This is a genomic window from Streptomyces sp. CA-135486 (genome assembly GCF_050936555.1).
GTDB lineage: Bacteria > Actinomycetota > Actinomycetes > Streptomycetales > Streptomycetaceae > Streptomyces.
Genome location: NZ_JBNJMM010000001.1, coordinates 1,564,941 through 1,584,142, shown reverse-complemented (window position 1 = coordinate 1,584,142; position 19,202 = coordinate 1,564,941). Strand labels below are relative to the sequence as shown.

Genomic DNA, 19,202 nt, shown 5'->3' with positions numbered 1-19,202 from the left:
GTACTTCATGAGGGGAGGTGTCCTTCCATGATGGTTTCCGCCGGGCGGCTCTCACCGGTGGTGGGAACCGCGGGGGTCTGCTGCCTGCGGCGTACGAGATGGATGCCGAGGGCGAGTACGAGTGCCACGACCCCCGCGGTGATCGCGACGGGTTCGAGGTAGAGGAGGCAGAGCGCGGCGACGGCGCACAGCGCGCGCTCCACACGCCCGGCCGGGCCGAGCAGCCACCCTCCGGTGGCCGCGGCCAGCGCGGCGACCGCGAGGGCGGAGACCGCGGTGGTCCACACGACGCCCGACAGGCTTCCCGTGCCGAGCAGTTGGGAGCCGTTGTCGGTGAGCACGAAGGCGAACGGCACCAGGAACGCGGGCAGTGAGTATTTCCAGGTCGCCACCATGGTGCGCATCGGGTTGCCGCCGGTGATGGCGGCGGAGGCGGCTGCCGCGAGCGCCGTGGGAGGGGTCACCTCGGACAGGACGGCGTAGTAGAAGATGAACATGTACGCCTCGGAGGCGGTGACTCCCAGCGAGAACAGTGCCGGCGCGATGATCACCGCGGCGATGATGAACGACGCGGTGACCGGTACCGCGAGCCCGAGGACGGAGACCGCGACCGCGGCGAACAGCACGGTCATGACGAGGGTCACGGTCGGGTTGTCGCCGAAGATCCCGGCACCGTCGACGATCACCGAGGCCAGGTTCAGGCCGAGCCCCGTCTGGGTGACGACGGCGACGATGATGCCCGCCGCCGCGCAGGTGGCGACCACCGGCAGCACCGACCGGCAGCCCTCGGCGAGCGCCTCGTACAGCCGCCGCGGCGTCATCCGGTGCTCGGGGTCGAGGAAGGAGAGCAGGAACTGCAGCGCCGTGGCGTAGACGACCGCCTTGAAGGGGGGCAGTCCCACCGCCATGAAGCCGACGATCATGAAGAGCGGGAGGAAATGGTAGCCGAACCGGCCCAGCAGTCTCAGCACCGACGTGCTCTGCTCCCCGACCACGGGCTGCGTCTGGTGCTTGCGGGCGTCGATCTCGACCGCGAGGAGGATACCCAGGTAGTACAGGAGGGTGGGCACCAGCGCGTACAGCAGGACGGTGAGGTAGCTCTCCCGCAGGTACTCGGCGATGACGAACGCCGCGGCTCCCAGGGTGGGCGGTGAGAGGATCGCGCCGATCCCGGCCGCCGCGAGGACGCCGCCGCCCTGCTCCTTGCCGTAGCCGGCCCGGCGCAGCACCGGCCAGGCGACCGACCCGAGGCTCACGGCGGTGGCGGTGCCCGAGCCGGAGACGGTGCCGAGCAGGAAGCCCGCGGCGGTCACGGTGCGGCCCGGGGCGCTGCGCGAGCCCCGGAAGGCCGCGAAGGACAGGTCGATGAAGAACTTGCCCGCGCCGGAGATGTCGAGGACCGCGCCGAAGATGGTGAACAGCACGATGTATGTGCCGGCCACGTTCAGCGGCACGCCGTACGCCCCGTCGGTGCCCATGTAGAAGTGGGCCGCGATCGCGTCGATGTCGAAGCCGCCGTGCGCGAAGGACCAGTCGTACGGGAGCAGCCCGCCGTAGTACGCGTAGAGCAGGAACGCCACGCAGAAGGCGGGCAGGACCCAGCCGGTGGTGCGGCGGCACGCCTCGAGTACCAGCACGATGAGGGCGAGCCCGACCAGCACGTCGAGGGAGGTGGGCAGTTGCCGCCGCTCGATGAAGGGGCCGAAATCCAGCAATGGGTAGACGCAGACGGCGAGCGCCGCCGCGGCGAGCAGCCAGTCGAACCAGCCCGGGTCGTCGCGCCGTGCGCCGTCACGGGTCTTGTCGCAGGCGTCAGCGGCGGCCGAGCGCCGCCAGGGAAGCAGCACCGCCGGTACCCGGACCGTTCCGCGGTAGGCCAGGAACACCAGCGGAAGCGTCGCTGCGAGGAAGATCGTCAGGTAGTACTGGCTGCCTTTGGCCAGCGGGAAGAAGACGGCGTACAGCACGAAGACCGACAGGGCCGCGCACGCCAGGGACACCGGCACGGACACCCGTGGGGAGAGTTTCCGGGCCGGTCGTTCCTGGTCGAACTCGGCCACCAGATCCTCAGCGGTCCGCTGCTGCGGCTCGGTCTGCGCCGTTGCCATGCTCATCTCGGCCATCTCCTGGGGCTGGGTGCTTCGCTGTAGCCCCAACCTGGCAGCCGTTACAAGCCGGCAACAGAGACCGCCTGCGGTCTTAACCTAGGTTTAGGGTTGGGTGACGGGGATCACTTCTACGCTCGTCCCGACGGCCGAAACCCGCGCTGCCCCTGGCCTTCGTCTCCTGACGGGGCTCAGGGTCCGGCGCACGAGAACAGGGGCCTGAGGTGCGGATACTCCTCGTCGAAGACGACAATCGGGTCGCCGACGCCCTGGCGGGCGCGCTGCGGCGCAACGGCTACGAGGTGCGGCGCGCGGCCAACGCCGCCGACGCGCTTGCCGCGCCCGCCGTCGATCTGGTCCTGCTGGACCTGGGCCTGCCGGACCGGGACGGCATCGAGGTGTGCCGGGAGCTGCGAGCCCGGGGCGGGGTCCCGGTGATCGCGGTGACCGCGCGGGGAGGCGAACCCGACCGGGTACGGGGGCTGCGCAGCGGCGCCGACGACTATGTGGTGAAACCCTTCGGCACCGCGGAGCTGCTCGCCCGTATCGAGGCGGTGCTCCGGCGCAGCATGAGCCAGCGCACCCACGAGGACCGGCTCGTCACCGTCGGCGGCCTCGAGATCGACCTCGGGCGGCGCGCGGTCACACTGGACGGGCAGCCGGTGCCCCTCACCCGCAAGGAGTTCGAGGTGCTGGCCGTGCTGGTGCGCGCCGACGGTGCCGCCGTGCCCCGGGACCGCATCGTCGTCGAGGTGTGGCAGACGACGTACGACGGCATGTCGCGCACGCTCGACGTGCATGTGGCCACCCTGCGCGGCAAGTTGGGGCGGGCGGGAAGTGTGGTGCTGACAGTGCGCGGCTTCGGCTACCGCCTCGCGACCGCCGACGGGGTGGCCCCGGACACGGTTCCGGCTGCGTCCCTGGCCCCGGACGCCCCTGATACGGCTCCTGCCCCGAACTCGGGCTGCCCGACCCCTTCCTCGCCGCCCACGGCGGCCGACACCTGAGCGCGCTGATCACCGATGCGCCGCCGACTCCTCGTCATCGTCTTCGCCCTGGTCGCGGGCCTCATCGTGGCGCTCAGCCTGCCCTTGGTGCGGGCCACCGCGGAACGTACGGTCCAGCGTTCGTTCATCGGACGGGTCGAGGACGGCGCATGGTTCGCCGACATGGCGGCCACCGCCCTCGAATCGGGACGGACCGGCCGCCTGGAGGCCGCCGCCGACCGCTATACGGCCCTGTACGACTCGCGGGTCGCCGTCGTCGACGCGGACAGCGAGATCGTCGTCGCCCCCCGCCCCCTGGACCTGAAGGAACCGCAGGTGCGGTCGGCGCTGCTGAGAGCCCTTGCCGACCGGCCGGCGCAGCAGCCCAGCGTGGTCTGGCCGTGGGACGACCGCCCGTTCGTCCTGGCCGAGCCGGTCAAGCGCGACGGCCGGGTGCTCGGCGCCGTACTCATCGTCTCGCCCACCGACCGAGCCCGTTCCGAGGTCGCCGACCACGTGACCCTCGTCGGCCTGGGCAGCCTCGCCGCACTCGCCGCCGTGGTCATCGCGGTCGCGGCCCCGGTCGTCCGGTGGGTGCTCCGCCCGGTCCACGAACTGGACCGCGCCACGCACGAGGTCGCCCTGGGGCGGCTGAAGACCAAGGTCTCGGAACGGGTGGGCGCTCCGGAACTGCGCCGCCTCGCCAACAGCTTCAACGCGATGGCGGACAGCATGCACGCCTCGCAGGAGCAGCAGCGCGCATTCGTGGCGCAGGCCTCCCACCAGCTGCGCAATCCGCTGACCGCGCTCCGGCTGCGGGTGGAGAACCTCGAGGAGTTCGTGAACGACCCACGTGGCCTGCACGAACTGCACTTCGCTGTGGAGGAGACCGACCGGTTCGGCGAGATCCTCGACGGGCTGCTGCGTATGGCCAGGGCCGAGGCGTCCGAGGCGGAACGCCGGAGCGTCGACGTAACGGCCGTGGTCGTCCACCGGGTCGACGCCTGGCGGACGGCCTACGAGGCGGAGGGCGTCCCGCTCACGATGCGGGTTCCGGACGGCGTGAGCGCGCTGTCCCTGCCCGACTGCCTCGACCACGCGCTGGACACCCTGCTCGACAACGCGCTCAAGTTCGGCGACGGCACCCCGGTGGACGTCTCGGTCGCCCGGGCTCCGGGCGGTGACGGTGCGGGGGCACACGGCGGGCAGGACGACGGTGTGGTGGAGGTGACGGTTCGCGACGGCGGCTCCGGGCTGACCGCCGAGGAACTGGCTCGGGCAGGGGGGAGGTTCTGGCGCAGTACACGCCATCAGAACGTTCGGGGTACGGGACTCGGTCTCGCCCTGACCCGCATGGTGGTGGAGGCGGGCGGAGGCGAACTTCGCCTGGCGGCGGCGAAGCCGCACGGACTCGCGGCGACCGTACGGTTGCCGAGTGCTCCCCCGCCCCCCGCTGCGGCACCCTGACCAGAACGTCGGGCCGGTGTCAGGGCTGCGACTCGCGGAACCAGTGAGCCGCACCCGGGTGCAGGTCAAGCGGATAGGTGGCGATCGCCGTACGCCGGTCCAGCCGGCGGGCCTCCGGGTGGGCGCGGATGAGCTGGGACTGCCCCTCGAACAGCAGCCGAGTCAGCCAGTACGCCTCCGCGTCCGGCATGTCCCTCCGCACCACCAGAAAGTTCGGCAAGCTCACGGTGGTCACCGCACTCTGCGCCCCGTAGACGACGGCAGGCACGGTGGTCTCCGTGTAGAGCTCGCCGTAGGACCGGGTGAGAGCAGGGACCACGTCGCCGAGGTCGACGAGGCGGATGGGCAACGTCCGGCGGAGCTCGGTGATCGCCGCAGTGGGCAGGCCGCCGCTCCACAAGAAGGCGTCGATCCGCCCGGCGGCCAGGGCGGCCGTCGCCTCCCGCACATCGAGGCGCTCTGCGCTCACGTCTTCGCCCGGAGAGAGCCCCGCGGCCTTCAGGACGCGTTCGGCCTGCAGCGCGGTGCCCGAGCCCTTGGCGCCCACGGAGACCCGCAGCCCGCGCAGCTCCTTCACACTGCGTACCGGGCTGTCCGCGGGGACCACTAGTTGCAGGTAGTTGTCGTAGAGCGCGGCGAGCGCCATCACGGGTACCCGCCCCTTGAACGGCGCCCGCCCGGCGAGGGCGTCCGCGGCGCTGTCGGCGAGCGTGAGGGCCACCTGCGCCTCGCCCGCGCCCAGCCGGCGCAGGTTGTCGACACTGCCCCCGGTGTACAGGACACGGGCCGACACGTCGGGCAGCCGACGCTCGATGAGATCGGCGTATCCGGCCCCGTACTCCGCATAGACGCCGCCCTGGTTACCGGTGGCCACGCTGATCTCACCGGACGGCCGGGGCGGCTCATCGTTTCCGGTGCACCCTGCGAGCAGCACCACCATCAGGGCGATGGTGGCGGCAAGCAGGCGTGCCACCGGCATGGGGCCTCCTTGGACACGGCGAACCGGGCTCTGACCGCCGGGGACGGACCACAGACCTCCGGCGGGCCCACGCGATCAGCCTAACGGGCCTGGATCGGGTGGCGTCCTCTCGGCGGAGGGCGAATCAGCGTCATGACCTACCACTGCGCTGATGCGCCTTCGCGCCGGCTGACTGGCCGCGGCGGAAGCTCCGGGCCAGGGAACGAAGCGGGGTGAGAAGGGTACGTCAGGGGTTCCTCGTGCTGCCGCTGAGGGGGTGCGTCCAAGGGGGTGCATGAAGCAGTGCGTCCGAGCTCGGCGGCCATACGCAGCGCCCACGTCCGCCGCGCGGCGGACGTGGTGGGGCTTGCCGTGGTGCCCCGCAGGCATTCGATCTAGACGGTCATGAGAGCACCCGGTTCGTCCGGAGCGGCGTAGGTCTCGGCGATGCCTGGCCGAGCTCGGCGTCGGAGCGCAGCGATTCGTGGTCGAGGCCGCTGAGACAGAGGACCGCTGCTGTGCTGGGATCCTGTGACAGCACAGAGGGAAGCCCAAGACCCCGGCCTGGTGGCCGGCACCGCTGCGGCAGCCCAGTGATCCAGACGTTGCCGGCCTCCGGTCGCCCATCGCCACACCGCGTCGCCCCGAGCCGGAGCGGGGTGGGCGACGATCCCAGGGAGCCACTTCCGATTACCTACGTCCTGCCAGCGTCCCGAATACAGCGTCCAACCGCTCGTAGAGGCCACCTGCGGCGGCTTGCCCCGGTGGTGCGCCAACACGTCTGTGCAGGTCGTGGCGGTTCGAACTTACGCCGACGGCAACGGCGTTGAAGTCGCGAGCAGCGGATTCAGTCCGTTCGCCCAAAGTCCTGAATCCGCACGCCTGCTGAGACGTTTCGGCAGGTCACAGACGTGCACAGTGGGGCGGGTGGGACTCGAACCCACGGCCGACGGATTATGAGTCCTTTCCTGATCTTCCAATCCGTCCCGGCTCTTACCTCGCCTTTCCTATAACCGCAGGTCAGATCCGCTTTTCCGTTCGGAGTCCGTGCCGGCCTTCCTGATCCTTCCGGGTCCTTCCGTCCCCTGCGTGTCCCCTGGCGGTCCCCGGAGAGCCCTCCCGTGGGAGGAGCCTGGGGAGGTCCGGCTGCATCAGCCAGGTCGAACAATGGGGGTGCTCCGCCTTTCGCACCCTCCGGCAGCGGAATCCCTTTCCGACGGCGAAGGCCGGCCCCTGCCCCACATCACTTGCCCAAGGTGCCGTCACCCCCGCTCACTGGCCGAGGTCGGCCAGCAGGTCGTCGAGTACCGCCTCTTCCTCGATGCGCACGCCGCCTTCGGTCATGGCCGCGGACAGGTCCGGGTCCCACGCGGCGGTGGTCGGCGTGCCGGTCAGGGTCGTGGCCAGTGGGATGGCGGCGACCGCGGTGCGGTAGTCGGCGGCCATGTAGCGCCAGGGGTGCCAAGGGACACGGCGCAGCAGGGCCGAGGCGATGCGCAGGCCGCCCCAGTCGAAGTCGCCGTGGTAGCGCAGGGCGGCGCCGTGTGCGTGCAGGTGGCGCAGCAGGGTGAGGGCAGCGGCCGAGGGCTGACCCTGGAGGCAGACCAGCGGGGGGCAGGCGGCGCCCAGGGTCTCGGCCGCGGTGGCCAGGATGGCCGGGTTCTCGCACACGTGGACGAGGGCGGGTGCCGTGCGCGGCGGGCACCGGGTGAGCTGCCGTAGCGTCAGGACCGCGGGTTCGCCCTCGCCGGCCGACCAGTCGAGGGCGGGGGTGCCACGCAGACCCAGGGCGAGGACGGTGGAGGAAAGGGCGTCCTTGAGGAGCCCGGCCGCGGCCCATGCCTCGCGGCGCCACTCGGCTCCGCTGCCGTCCGGGAAACCGGTCAGCGTGCGGGCGCCGGCCAGGACGAGTGTGGCGAGCGGGGTGCCGTCGTCGAGGGCGTGGGCGTCGCCGAAGGTCCCTGCGGCGAAGGCGGGCAGGGACACAGCCGGCTCGGCTGGCAGCCGGCGCAGGGCCTCGGCCGTGTCGCCCAGCAGGCTCTTCGCCGCCCGCGGGGTGCGGGCGATCCGGCGTACGAGGCCGTCCGCACGCAGCCGCTCGGCCCAGTCGGCCAGTTCGGGTCTGCGGGTGCGGATGAGCTCGTCGAGCGGGGCGTACGCGTCCCGCCAGGCGCGCTCCTCCCGCTCGCGTACGTCGGCCAGCCGGTCGACAGGTCCGGTGAGGGCGGTGACGGCTGCGGCCAGGCCGTCGGGGCTGACGCCGGAGCGGCGCAGCACGGCGTCCACGGCGTCGAGACGGACGCTCAGCGCACGTCCGGCGCCTGGGGCGCGGCCCAGCAGCCCTTCGGCGGCGGTCCGTTGCCCGGCGGTGGGGGCGGTCAGGGTGACCGGGCCGGTGAGGGGTTCGCCTCGCGCCATGCGGCGCCGTACACGGTCTACCAGCCAGACGAGGTCGGGGCCGCCGAGCAACCGGGTCAGGCGGTCGCGGTCGACGGGTGCCGCGGCCTGTCGGTGGATGTCCCTGAGCTCGCTCGTGTCCTCCCGCTCGCTCATGTCCACAGCGTGTCCTTGGTTTCGGCCGTGTCCAAAGTCGCCCGCGGGCCGGTCTGTGCCGGGATGCCGCTCGTCGGGCGACCCGGTTCGATGCCCCTGAGCCGGGCGGCGCCGTCCCACTCCCAGCGTGTCACCAGGACCGCCGGGATCTCGTCGACGCGCGAGAGCTGGGCGATGGCGATGGCGGGCACCTGTGGGTAGCAGGCCCATTCGCGTTCGGAGGTCATCACCACGTCCAGGTCGAAGGCGTGCAGCAGGCCGAGGCACTTGGCGCGGGAGTCGTCGTCGACCCCGGCGAACGCCTCGTCCAGGGTGACCAGCCGCGGGGCACTGGACGCGGCCGTGGCGTAGTGCGAGGAGGCCGCGGCGAACAGCGGCACGCTCACGGCCAGGACGCGCTCGCCGCCGGAAGCGGGCCCGGTGGCGGGAACCCACTTGCCGTGCTGGTGGCGTTCGATGCCGAACTCGTGCCAGGCGCGGTAGTCGAGGGCCGCGGTGAGCACCTCCAGCCAGCTGCCCGCAGTGTCGTCGGCCTGCCGGCGGATGATCTCGGCCTGGAGGAACTCACCGACCGCGGCCCGGTCCTCGACCGTCCACGCGTCGGCGGACTGGCGCAGCCGCTCACGGGCCTGCGTCAGACCCGTCGGTGCCTTGCGGGAGGGGCGCCAGACGAGCCGCAGTCGCATGCCGGTGGAGGTGGGTCGCTCCTCCAGTTCGGCGTTCATGGCCCGCACCTGGCGCTCTGCGGCGCCGATCAGTTCCTGGAGGGTGCCAGCGACTTCGGTCAGCAGGTGGGTTTCGAGGATCTCCCGCTCGTGCGCGGACAGGATGCGGGTCAGCTCGGCGACTTCCATGGCGAGGGCCTCGGCAAGGTCGGGGACGGCCCGGGTTCGGCCCTGGTAGACGATCTCGACGACCATGCCGTCCTCGGTCATCCGGGCCGAGGCGTTGTGGCCGCCTCTGGAGAGCGCGTCCTGGAGCTTCTTGTACTCCTCGCTGAGCTTCTTCTGCACGCGCTCCCAGGCGCCGTCGGAGTCGTCGGTGCCGGACAGGTCGCTCTCGATCGTGCGGGCGAGGGCGATGGCCGGGGTGGCGGCCCAGGGTCCGGCGTCCACGGCGGGCACGGCCGCCTGGGGCAGGGCGACGGTGAGCAGTCCGGTGGCCGTGAACCGCTGGAGCGCGGCGATGGCCTCGGCGCGGGCCGCGGTGGCCTCGCGGACCTCGACCTCCAGGCGTTCGATGTGCCCGAGTGCCAGGTGGGCGCGCCGGTCGGCGGCCGTTGTGTCTTCGCGTGCCCGGCGCTGCTCGCGCTCGCACGTGGCGAGCGCGGCCGCAGTGTCGGCGAGGCGCCGCTCCAGCTCCGCCACCGCGGCGCCGACGGTGGAACGCAGGGTGGTGTGGCGCTCGTCGGCGGCCGCCGCGCCACGGGCCGCCTCCTCGGCCCGCAGGGCCAGCTCCGCCACCCTTTCCCCGGCCCGCTCGGCTTCCGCGCGCTCCTCGACGACGGCCCGTGCCGCGTCGGTGCGCTCGCGCAGCGCGGGCCACAGACCGGCGAGGACGGCGGTGTGGTCGGCCAGGGCCTGGCGGACGGCGGTGAGGTCCGCGCGGTCCGTGGGCAGGTTCACCGCGGCAGCGGTGTCGGTGAGTTCGGTGGCGGCCTCGGCCTCCTGGCGGGACGCCTCGGCTAGGTCGGCGGCGCGTTCGGCGCGGCGGGCGCGGGCCCGGTGCGCGGCGTCGGCGGACGCGGCGGCGAGGGCGTGCGCGTGGCGCAGGGCGGCGTCGTCGGGGACGCCGGCCAGTTCGGCGTCCAGGGTGCTCCGGCGCCGGGCCACCGCCGCGCGTTCGGCGTCGAGACGGTCCATGTCCTCGGCGTACGCGGCGAGTTCGGCACGCAGGGCGGTGATCCGGGCGCGGCGGGCCTCCTCACGGGCGCCCTCGCCCACGTACTCGGCGACCTGCTTCGCCCAGCTGCCGGTCAGCGCGCCGACACGGAAGCCGCCGTCGACGCTCACCCAGGTGTCACCGCCCGGACCCAGCCCCACCCCGGCGAGCACGCGGGCGACGGTCCGCTCGCCCACCGCCGCAGCCTGCCGGTCGCCGTGGTCCACGGCCGGGCGGAGCACGTCGGCGAGCGTGCCGCCGGTCACCGGGCCGACCGGCGAGAGCAGCACGTCGTGCGCGTCGGCGCGCAGGACGGTGCCGTCCGGGTGCACCCAGGCGTCCAGGAGCCCGGACGCCTCCAGTGCGGCCTCCAGCCCTGCCCGTTCCCTCACCGTGACCTGTTCGTGGAAGTCGACCAGCCGCCACAGGGGTGCACCCGGGACCTGCTCGCGTAGGCCAGGGGTACGGGTCTTCGGCGCCGTCGGCCCGCGTCGGCCGCCCGCCTCCAGCTCGGCCAGCTCCCGCTCGGCCTCGCTGCGCCGGGCCTTCAGGACGGCTTGTTCCTGCCCGAGGAGGGCGGCCCGGTCGGCCAGCTCGGCCGCCCGCGTGCGGTGGGCGTGACCGGCCTCCTCCCGTGCGGGGTACGGTCCCTGGCAGTGGGTCACCCAGTCCTGCAGGGCGTCGAGCAGCCCGGCGGAATCGGCGACGGCGAGTTCCTCGCAGGCGTTCAGGTGGGCGCGGACGCGGGCGACGAGGTCCGCGCCCGCCGCCTCGGCGTTCTGCTCCTCCTCGGCCTGCCGCTGCGCGGTGTGGCCGGCCTCGGTTTCGGCGTCGTCCAGCCGGCGGGCGGCGGCGCGCCCCTCGGCGGCGGCCCGGTCGGCACGGCCCGCCAGTTCCTCCATGTGGTCGATGGTGCGCCGCCTGCGGGCCATCGACTCCTCGGCTGCCCGCCGTAGTTCGGCCTCCGGTGCACCATCGGTGCGCGGTACGTCGTCGAGGCGGGCAGCGGCAGCGGTCTCCCGGGCGTGCTCGGCCAGGTCGGCGACCCGCTCCTCGGCCGCCGCGAGGCGCCGCTCGGCCGTGCCGAGGCGGCCCAGGGTCCGGGTGTGCACCTGGGCCGCGTCCTGACGGTCGGCCTCGGCCCGCTTCAGCTCCTCGGCGGTGCGGCGCGCCTCGGCCGCCGCCTGCTCCAGCTCCCGCGCACTGCGCATCTCGGGACCCTCGCGCAGCGCGGCCTGTTGTGCCTTCAGCCGCGTGGCGGCCTCCTCCAGCTCCGCGAGCCGCCCGGCCGCGGCCTCCCGGTCCGTCTCGGCCTGCTCCCGCTCGGTGCGGGCCTGGGCCAGGTCGCGGTGCAGCTGCTCGTAGCGGGCGTGCTCGCTGCGGGGCAGCCGGGCGCGGCGGCGGGCGGCGACGCGAGCGTAGCGCCGGTAGTGGTCCAGGAAGGCGGAGGCGGCCCGCTCGGCCTCGCTCGCCGCCCGCAGCTCCTCCTTCTCCTCGTCCAGGGAGCGGAACGCCTCGGCCACGTCGGCGATCACGGCCTGGTCCATCGGCGGCAGCGCCTCGGTCAGGGCGCGGGACAGGGCGGCCTCGTTGGGCCGTTTCGACAGCTGCGGCTGGCGCAGCTGGATGAGCAGGTCGACCAGGGCGGCGTAGCGTCGCTCGCCGAGGCCGAACAGCGCCTCGTCGACGGCGCGGCGGTACGCGGTGGCCGTGTCGTACACCATGCCGTGCCCGGCGATGGCCTCCGTGAGCCGGTCGCGCGACAGGGCGGTGCCGGTCGCGTCGAGCAGGCTCAGGTCCTGGCCGATGCGCTGGTCGGTGACCGCGTACCAGTGGCGTGCGATGCCGCGTCCTGCGACGGCCTTCAGCCCGCAGGCGAGGGTGCGGAAGTGGTGGTGTCCGGTGTCGGTGTCGACGCGGCCGAACTCGATCCAGGTGTAGCCGAGCCGCTCGGGGTGCGGGTGCTCCCCGCCCAGCAGCAGGTTCCACTCCATGCGCTTGCCCGGGTCGGCATCGGGCTCCACGCGGCGCGCCGACAGATCGCCGTCCAGCAGGAACGGGAGCGTGAGGGCGAGCACCTTGGACTTGCCGGTGCCGTTGTTGCCGCGCAGCAGCAGGCGGCCGTCGCGGAACCAGAACTCCTCGGTGTCGTAGTAGAAGAGGTCGACCAGGCCGAGGCGCAGCGGCCGCCACCGGCCGGGCACGGGGTGGGGCAGGGCCGTCACGGTTGCGGTGCCTTTCGCTGGGACGTGCGGTGTCCGGATTCCACGACGACGGTCTCGCCGACCGCGTACCGGGCGAGCGCGGGCAGCGGGGCCACGCCGGCAGGTGTACGCCGCACCAGACCGAGCGCGGTCAGTTTGGTGAGCGCCTGCTCGACCAGTTCCCCCTCCATGCCCGGCTGCTTGGCGCTCTTGGACCAGAACGCGCCGTGGACGGCGGCCAGTTCCCGTACCCGGTGCTCCAGTTCCCCCTGGCTGACCTCGCCGTCCGCGCCGGCGAGGTGCTCGGCGAGCAGCAGGGTGACGTGCCCGTGGGTGCCCTGTTCGGGCATCCGTACGTCGGTGAGGTCGTCGTGGGGGTCGACCATGGCGATGCCCTCGGCCCGTACCTCGGGCACCAGGCCGGTCAGTTCGCTGACGCGTGCGGTGAGGAAGGCGCGCTGCCGGGTCAGGTATACCAGCTCCTCGTCGGTCAGCTCGTCGTAGTAGAGCACCGGGTCGTCGAGGAGACGGCGGGTCAGCTTCTGGCGGATCGCGCGGAAGCGCAATTCGTCGCTGTCCAGGGCGCTCTCCGCGGTGAGTGCGTCCAGCCGCTCCTCGAACCCGTCCGCGTCGATCAGCGACGGCCCGTGGCGGGCGGCCAGCAGCCCCGCCAGGACGCGGCGCTCCACGTCGTACAGCACGTCGCCCGCCCCGCTGACGTAGGCGTCCTCGTCCCCGGCCACCCTGCGCAGCACCCCGTACCGCAGCAGTAGCCGCACCACGGCGGCGAGGTCCAGGCGCTCCTCGCGCCGTTCCAGGGTGAACTCCACGCCGACGGCGGCCAGTTGCGGGTCGGCGGCGTCCAGCACCACCTGTTCGGCGAGGCGGCCGAGCGCGATCTGCGCCTCCCCGCGTTCCAGCGCGGCCAGCGCCAGACACAGCAGGACATAGCGGCGGCGGGTGAACGGCACACCGGCGCGGGACGCCTCACGCGCCGGGTGGGTCGCGTCGGCCAGAGTGCCGGGCGTCCTGCGCAACCGGGCGGACTCCGCGTCCACCCGCAGCGACCAGCCGGTGTTGCGGTCGAACCAGTCGCGCAGCTCGGCCGCGTACCGGCGCACCAGACGGTAGGCGTCGGCGCCGGGGCCTCGGGCGAGCAGCAGCGGCTCTTTCAGCAGGGCGCGGGCCGCCTTGTGCAACTCGGCGGTGCGCCGGTCGTCCAGGACCTCGCCCAGGGACGTGGTCATCGCGTCTCCCCCATGGGGATGCCGGCCGTAAGGTCGGTGATCGCGACGGTGTGGTCCGGCCCCCGGAACACGCCGCCCGGGGTGCGGATCTCGGCCGTCGTACCGTCATCCAGAGCGGTGAGGCGGATCTCCATCGTGCCGTCGTTGCTGGTCGCCACGGTCGTGGTCGTACCGGGCCGCCAGGTGGCCAGGGCGTCGCCGAGCAGCCGCAGGAACAGGCCGAACGCCGTCGGGTCCAGCTCACCGAGCGCGGACAGCCGGGTGGGGCGCTCCGTCGCCAGCCGGGCGCGGGCGGCCGCGATCTCGTCCGCCTGCTTCGTGGCGCGCTCGGCCAGCAGCCGCCGCTGCTCGGACCGGTCCTGCACCTTGCGGGGCTTGCCGCGCCGCTCATAACTCCCGGTACGGCGCAATTGCGGACTGATCCGCAGCGGCTCGGCCTCGGACCAGGGCGTGGCAGGGGCTACCGGACGCGTCCCACGTTCGGCGAGGGTGTCGGCGTCGACGGTGAGATGACGGGCGGGGTACAAGCCGAAGGCGGCGCGCCACAGCCGGTGCCGCGCCCCGTCGTCGGGGGCTTCGGCGAACCAGCGGGCCAAGGTGCGGAAGTCCGCCGACCGGTCCGAGCGCCCGGCCCGCCGCTCGTTCAACTGCCGAACGACAGTCAGGAGTTGCGGGATCGCGCCGAGTGCGCGCCCGCGCAGCAGGCGGGCCTGGGACTCGCGGCCGTCCGCCGACACGAACCAGGCGGCGAGCCCGGACCAGCGCCCCGCCCACCGCTCGTACGCCTGTATCTGCGCGGTGTCGGCCTCGTCCGGAGCGGCGTCGGCCGCCTCCCGTGCGGCCGCCAGCCGCAGCAGCACGCCCACCCGGTCCTCGTCCTCCAGCTCACCGATGAGCAGGGCGATCCGCCCGCCGAGAGTGATCAGATCCTGGATGAACCGCTCCAGGTACTGGATCAGCCGGTCCTTGTAGGCGAGAAACACCTCGACCTCGACGCCATGCAGGTCAATGGTGCGCTGGAGCGACCCCATGAACGCCCGCGCGTTCTCGGCGAGCGCCTCGAACCGGCTGGTCAGCGCGGACAGCGCCAAATGAGCCTTGGCCGCGTCGGGCTCCTCCTTGGCGGAGATGACGAGCAGGGCCCGCAGGTGCGTGACGATGTCGTGCAGCGCCACCGCCTGGAGTGCCCCGCGCCGCCCCAGCGCCTCGTCGTAAACCGACAGCGCCTGCTCGGCGGCCTCGCCGGCCTGGGTGAGCTGGTAGATGAACCGTCTGCGGTAGAAGTCCTCGACCGCGGTGACCCGGGAGGTGTCAGGGTCCGCCCGCAGATTGCCCCACCCGACGAGACTGTCCAGCGCCTTGACGACGGCGTCCGGACCGGCGGGGCGGTGCTCCGGCGGCAGCGCGGCGTGCACGTCCTCGGGCCGCAGATGCACCGCAAACCGTTCCTTGGCCGCCAGGAACACGCGCATCACCTGGCGGTAGAGGGCGGCGTTGGGTGCGGTGAGATGGGCGAAGGGGGCGAACGGGGTCTCCGTGGAGGGCTCCGCGGACTGGGCGGCCGCATCGGCCCCGGCAGGGCCGATGCGGTCGAGGGCGGCAGGGCGTGACGTCATCGTCCCGGCATTCTCCCCAAAGGAGACCTGCAACGACAATCCCGGTCCGACTCCTTGCGTCTCCACCAGACATAAGGGAGCGTGCATATTGATATACGACTCCCGATATAGGGGACCTCGGCATCGCGACCAAGCGCGACACCGCCCTGCGCGAGGTCACGGCCCGCTACCGGCGACTGCGCGCGCTGGCAGAAGCCCGCGACCTGGTCGCCGAGGGCGCACTGGACATGGACGTCCTCCTCGACAAGAGCACATACCGGCCCACCGGCGGGCAGGACACTGTCCGCGACGCAGGAGCAGATGCGTGACCGTCACCGACTACCTGATCGGCACCTCCGCCCTCGTCCGCATCCTGCTCGGCCGCCACGGCCGAGTGGGACGGCTCGCCGTGTGACATCACCGAGCTGGAAGTCCTCTGTTCCGCACGCTCGGCGGCAGACCGGGAACGCATGAAACGCGCGCTGGAAGCCCACTACACCCGGTGCCCCCTGCCCGACGGCATCTACCGACACGCACGCGTCGTCCACGAACTGCTCACCGCCAAGGGCGAGCAACGCGGTGCGGGCCTCGTCGACCTGCTCGCCGCCGCCGCGGAAGAGGCGGGGCTGACCCTGCTCCACCATGGCCACGACTTCGAGACGATCGCCCGCACGACCGGACAACCGGCAGGGATGATCGATCTCAATTGATCAGTCTCAGGGCCGTCAGACGCCCTCCGGCACGCGGATGAGCGGCCGCCGCCCGCCCACCTTCATAGCCCGTGCTGGTCAAGGATGCTCATCAGCTTCCGCCTGCGTTTCAGTTCTGTGCGCAGGCCGGCGAGATACACGGTGAATGCGTCCTCGGTCCCCAGCACGCGATGGCAGTCACGGACACCTCCCAACAGTCGTGCGAGACGCTCGTAGGCGCGGTCCCCGGTCGGCTCCTTCGACCGCTCGACCAACCGCAGGTACACGCCGAGCGCCTCGGCCGGACGGGTCTCGCGCGACAGGTCGGCGAGTCGCTCCCACTGCCGGTCGTCCGCGCGGCCGGCCGCCTCGCGCCAGGCGGCGTCCAGGTCGCCGTCGTCGAGCAGCGCGTCGATCAGCACTGGCCCGCCGTACCGGCCGCCGTCCTCAAGACGGGCGTCCTCGCCTAGGGCAGCCAGCGCCGCCGCGCGCTCAGCCTCCCAGCACTGCGCCGCCTGAGCGGCAGCGCGCAGCTGCCGGTAGGCGGCCAGGGACCGCTCGACACGGAACCGGTCACGGCGCACCGCGACACTGTCGGCCGCTCGCCCCGCCTTCGCGTACCGGACGCACACATAGTCGACCAGACGGCCGTCCATGTGCGCCTCGGCGGCGCACTCACGCAGTCCGCGCTCCGCCCAGGCGAGCGCCTCGTCCATGCGGCCCGCCGATTCCAGTTCCTCGGCGATACGCAGATGGGTGGCACCGGACGGGTCGAGGTCCTGCGCGTGCAGTGCGACCAGCGCGTCGACGTCGCCCTCCGCCTTGACCAGGCGTTCCATCAGGTACCGCTCCGCCCAGCCGGACGGTCTGCGCCTGAGTGCCTCGGCCGCCAGCTGTCGCAGGCGGGCCAGTCCGCTCGGCCCCAGCGCGTCGGCGTAGTCGAGCGGATCCAGGTCCGTCACGTCGTTGCTGTCGTCGAGCACCGTGCCGACCAGCCACTCGGCCAGCCGATCCGGATCGGGGCGTGCGACCCCGCAGGCCTCCAGATGTGCCTCGGCCACCGCGGCGGCCGCCTCCCCGACCACACCGTCGGAGTCGTCGATCTCCCCGTACGCCTCCCCCAGCACCCGGATCGCCTCCTCGGCCAGACCGACCGCCTGCGCCGCCTGCCCCTCGGCGGTCAGGGCGCGCAGGGCGCTCGCCGCCTCGGCGACCTGTCGTCCATACCCGGAGGCATCCGCGTACTCGATGTACCCGTACCGGGCGAACGGCCGCGGATCGATCAGGGCGACGATCCGGTCCCGGACCGTACCGAGGTCAGAGCGAGCAGCGGCTGCCCGCAGCTCCAAACGCCTTCGCAATTCTCGGTCCTCGGCGATCTGCTCACGCACCAGCGCCAGGAGCTCGTCACGCGACAGCGCCGAAAGCCACGCCTCCAAGCCGGAAGCCCGTGCCCGTGCCGCGGCTCGCTGCTGGGGGATCGTCTTCGCCCGCCGCAGCACGGTCAGCCCGACCGCCACACAGTGCTTGCAGAAGTTGCCCTCCTGCCCGTACGGGCAGTCGCACGACCCCGAGACCCCCTCGTCGCCGCCGAGGGTGAGCTCCACCTCGTAGACATCCGTACCGTGCACCACGGCGGTGACCGAGCCCTCCCCCACCTCCAGCCCACTCACCGCGTCCAGATACCCCAGCCCCCGCTCGAAGGACCGAGCCCCGGCCAGCACCCTCAGATCGTCCTCGCCCAATCCCACCACTTTCCGTGCCACACCGGCATTCAACCGCGGATCGGCAGCTCTTGGAGACCCGAGCAACCCGGCTCCACAGGTGTGCCCGCATGCGTCGACTGAGCACCCCATCGAGCAGCGGGACTTACGGTGCATCAGCGATGGTGGGCGGCCCCGAGCGAGGGGATGGTGAACGCCGGGTGGCCGCCGTCCTCAGAGCCAAGTGCGTCGGGAGCTTGCGCCGGATCTCGACCACCAACTGCTACACGAGCAGCATGCATTCACGCTCTCTCACTTCATGGGGTGATGCGGACGGAGGCCGAAGCGGCGGGCCAGGTCGTGCGCGACCGCATCCAGCCAAAGCAACTGACATGATCGTCCGCACACCGGGGCCACATGGACACGACCTGGATGTGACTCCCCGGCAGCGGACGCTGCCCGGTGAACGTCGTCGGCTACCCGAGCCGTAGCGGGCATCCCGTGGACCGCAGTTTCACACACCGCCGCTTTCGCCTATCTCACGGGGGTGGATGTGCCTGGCGTTGTTGGGGCTGCTGGCCTCAGCACGCACCGCTGAGTCACGGCGATGACAAAGGAAACCGCGTGCCACGCCACAACTCCCGTCACTCGGTGGGCAGCCAGCGGCTGAGGCAGGCGCACTTGCCAACAGCCAATCGCCCGGGCCCGTCACAATCTACGCACACGAACACCGGGAAGGTCGTCGAAGCGCGCTCGCTTGTCGTAGGTGACTACTGTGCGTGCGGTGGTCAGGGCGGTTGCCGCGATGATCAGATCGTGGGCTCCTCTGGGCTGGCCGGCCCTGCGGACGTGGGCGAGCAGTCGCGCATGAGCCCGCGCGATGTCCACGGTGTACTCCTCGACCGGAACCGTAGCGAGGATGGCGTCGACGAATGACTGGCGGGCAATCCGGTTGGTGTCGTCGGCCAGTTCGACGCCCTGGAGCAACTCCGCGGCCGTGATGGCGGCGATCACCGGGTCGTCATCGTCCGCGAGTACATGGTCGAGGACGACTTTCCGGCGCTCGACCGCGATCAATACGCCGGTGTCCAGGATCAGTCGTTCCACGGATCGTCCAGGGTCAGCAGATCACGGGTGGCCATCACATCGCCCTCGAAGGCGTCGTCGAGGGTGTCGACGTAGGGCAGGAGAGCATCCTTCACCGCACGGCCCGTGGCTTTGGGCGCCGGGCCGAGCACGGCCAGGCGTTTGCCCCCGCGGGTGATCACGATGGTTTCGCCGCGTTCCGCGCTGTCCAGCACGGAGGCGAAGTTCCGTGATGCTTCGGTAGCGGTCATTGTCTTCATGACCTCATGCTCTCAGAGAATCTGATACTCGACAAGGCGGAGGCCGAGCCTGATGACCTTCCCCTGCTTGATGTTCGACATCTCAAGCCGAACAGCGGCCGGAGAGCGATGCCCGGCAGGCTGGGGCGGGGTGGACAGTGACGGCGCCGACGGTCAGGCCGCCGGCTTCCTGCGGGTCCGCTCCATTTCCTCGCGTCCCCTGCGCGTCCCCTGGATCTTGCTTTCGGCTTCACTGCGTAACCTCCAGCAGCCGAGCTTGTTTCTAAATCGCCGCAGGTCAGAGCCTGACAAGGGTGCCCAGACACCCGCCGTGACACCTCAGGCAGTACTTGTGAGCAGCGGATTCTCTCCGTTGGGGCCGAGTAGGTGACTCAGAGGCACTGAAGAGACGTTTCCGCAGGTCAGGGCACGTTACTGGTGGGGCGGGTGGGACTCGAACCCACGGCCGACGGATTATGAGTCCTTTTC

Annotated in this window: 12 protein-coding genes and 1 pseudogene; 4 read left to right on the top strand and 9 right to left on the bottom strand. The window is 72.1% G+C overall.

The window, feature by feature from the left end; genetic code table 11:
* Window positions 1-5: 5 nt before the first annotated feature.
* Window positions 6-2,114, bottom strand: a complete 2,109-nt coding sequence (locus tag ACQEVG_RS07030; protein ID WP_432978624.1) for a TRAP transporter permease — start codon at window positions 2,112-2,114, stop codon at window positions 6-8.
* Between the two features lie 215 nt (window positions 2,115-2,329).
* Between ACQEVG_RS07030 and ACQEVG_RS07025 the strand changes: the two genes are divergently transcribed.
* Together ACQEVG_RS07025 and ACQEVG_RS07020 are read left to right on the top strand one after the other, a co-directional pair.
* Window positions 2,330-3,112 carry a response regulator transcription factor gene (locus tag ACQEVG_RS07025; protein WP_432978621.1) on the top strand — a complete coding sequence of 261 codons (783 nt, stop codon included), beginning with the start codon at window positions 2,330-2,332 and terminating at the stop codon, window positions 3,110-3,112.
* A 15-nt stretch (window positions 3,113-3,127) separates the two neighbouring features.
* A complete protein-coding gene (locus tag ACQEVG_RS07020; protein ID WP_432978618.1) occupies window positions 3,128-4,558 on the top strand; it encodes an ATP-binding protein in 1,431 nt (476 codons plus the stop codon).
* 19 nt (window positions 4,559-4,577) lie between these two features.
* On the opposite strand, the gene ACQEVG_RS07015 is transcribed toward ACQEVG_RS07020, so the two are convergent.
* From ACQEVG_RS07015 to ACQEVG_RS06995, 5 genes are all read right to left on the bottom strand, one after another.
* Window positions 4,578-5,537 carry a TAXI family TRAP transporter solute-binding subunit gene (locus tag ACQEVG_RS07015; RefSeq protein WP_432978614.1) on the bottom strand — a complete coding sequence of 320 codons (960 nt, stop codon included), beginning with the start codon at window positions 5,535-5,537 and terminating at the stop codon, window positions 4,578-4,580.
* A gap of 1,251 nt (window positions 5,538-6,788) precedes the next feature.
* Window positions 6,789-8,069: a TIGR02679 family protein gene (locus tag ACQEVG_RS07010; protein WP_432978611.1), complete on the bottom strand. Its 1,281-nt coding sequence runs from the start codon at window positions 8,067-8,069 to the stop codon at window positions 6,789-6,791.
* Window positions 8,066-12,175: a TIGR02680 family protein gene (locus ACQEVG_RS07005; protein ID WP_432978608.1), complete on the bottom strand. Its 4,110-nt coding sequence runs from the start codon at window positions 12,173-12,175 to the stop codon at window positions 8,066-8,068. The genes ACQEVG_RS07010 and ACQEVG_RS07005 overlap by 4 nt, the downstream gene beginning before the upstream one ends.
* Window positions 12,172-13,401 carry a TIGR02678 family protein gene (locus ACQEVG_RS07000; RefSeq protein WP_432978605.1) on the bottom strand — a complete coding sequence of 410 codons (1,230 nt, stop codon included), beginning with the start codon at window positions 13,399-13,401 and terminating at the stop codon, window positions 12,172-12,174. Before ACQEVG_RS07000 ends, ACQEVG_RS07005 begins: the two co-directional genes overlap by 4 nt.
* Window positions 13,398-15,017 carry a TIGR02677 family protein gene (locus tag ACQEVG_RS06995; RefSeq protein ID WP_432978602.1) on the bottom strand — a complete coding sequence of 540 codons (1,620 nt, stop codon included), beginning with the start codon at window positions 15,015-15,017 and terminating at the stop codon, window positions 13,398-13,400. The genes ACQEVG_RS07000 and ACQEVG_RS06995 overlap by 4 nt, the downstream gene beginning before the upstream one ends.
* Before the next feature lie 107 nt (window positions 15,018-15,124).
* Between ACQEVG_RS06995 and ACQEVG_RS06990 the strand changes: the two genes are divergently transcribed.
* Both ACQEVG_RS06990 and ACQEVG_RS06985 read left to right on the top strand, forming a co-directional pair.
* Window positions 15,125-15,325: a type II toxin-antitoxin system VapB family antitoxin gene (locus ACQEVG_RS06990; protein ID WP_432985123.1), complete on the top strand. Its 201-nt coding sequence runs from the start codon at window positions 15,125-15,127 to the stop codon at window positions 15,323-15,325.
* A pseudogene (locus ACQEVG_RS06985) lies at window positions 15,322-15,706 on the top strand (PIN domain nuclease). Before ACQEVG_RS06990 ends, ACQEVG_RS06985 begins: the two are co-directional and overlap by 4 nt.
* Before the next feature lie 62 nt (window positions 15,707-15,768).
* Here the strand turns inward: ACQEVG_RS06985 and ACQEVG_RS06980 are convergent.
* From ACQEVG_RS06980 to ACQEVG_RS06970, 3 genes are all read right to left on the bottom strand, one after another.
* Window positions 15,769-17,439 (bottom strand): SWIM zinc finger family protein, encoded by a 1,671-nt coding sequence (locus ACQEVG_RS06980; RefSeq protein ID WP_432985120.1) that lies wholly within the window; start codon window positions 17,437-17,439, stop codon window positions 15,769-15,771.
* Window positions 17,440-18,096: 657 nt separating this feature from the next.
* Window positions 18,097-18,495, bottom strand: coding sequence for a PIN domain-containing protein (locus ACQEVG_RS06975; RefSeq protein ID WP_432978599.1), 399 nt, complete (start codon window positions 18,493-18,495; stop codon window positions 18,097-18,099).
* Window positions 18,483-18,734, bottom strand: a complete 252-nt coding sequence (locus ACQEVG_RS06970; RefSeq protein WP_027731192.1) for a type II toxin-antitoxin system Phd/YefM family antitoxin — start codon at window positions 18,732-18,734, stop codon at window positions 18,483-18,485. The genes ACQEVG_RS06975 and ACQEVG_RS06970 overlap by 13 nt, the downstream gene beginning before the upstream one ends.
* Window positions 18,735-19,202: the final 468 nt, after the last annotated feature.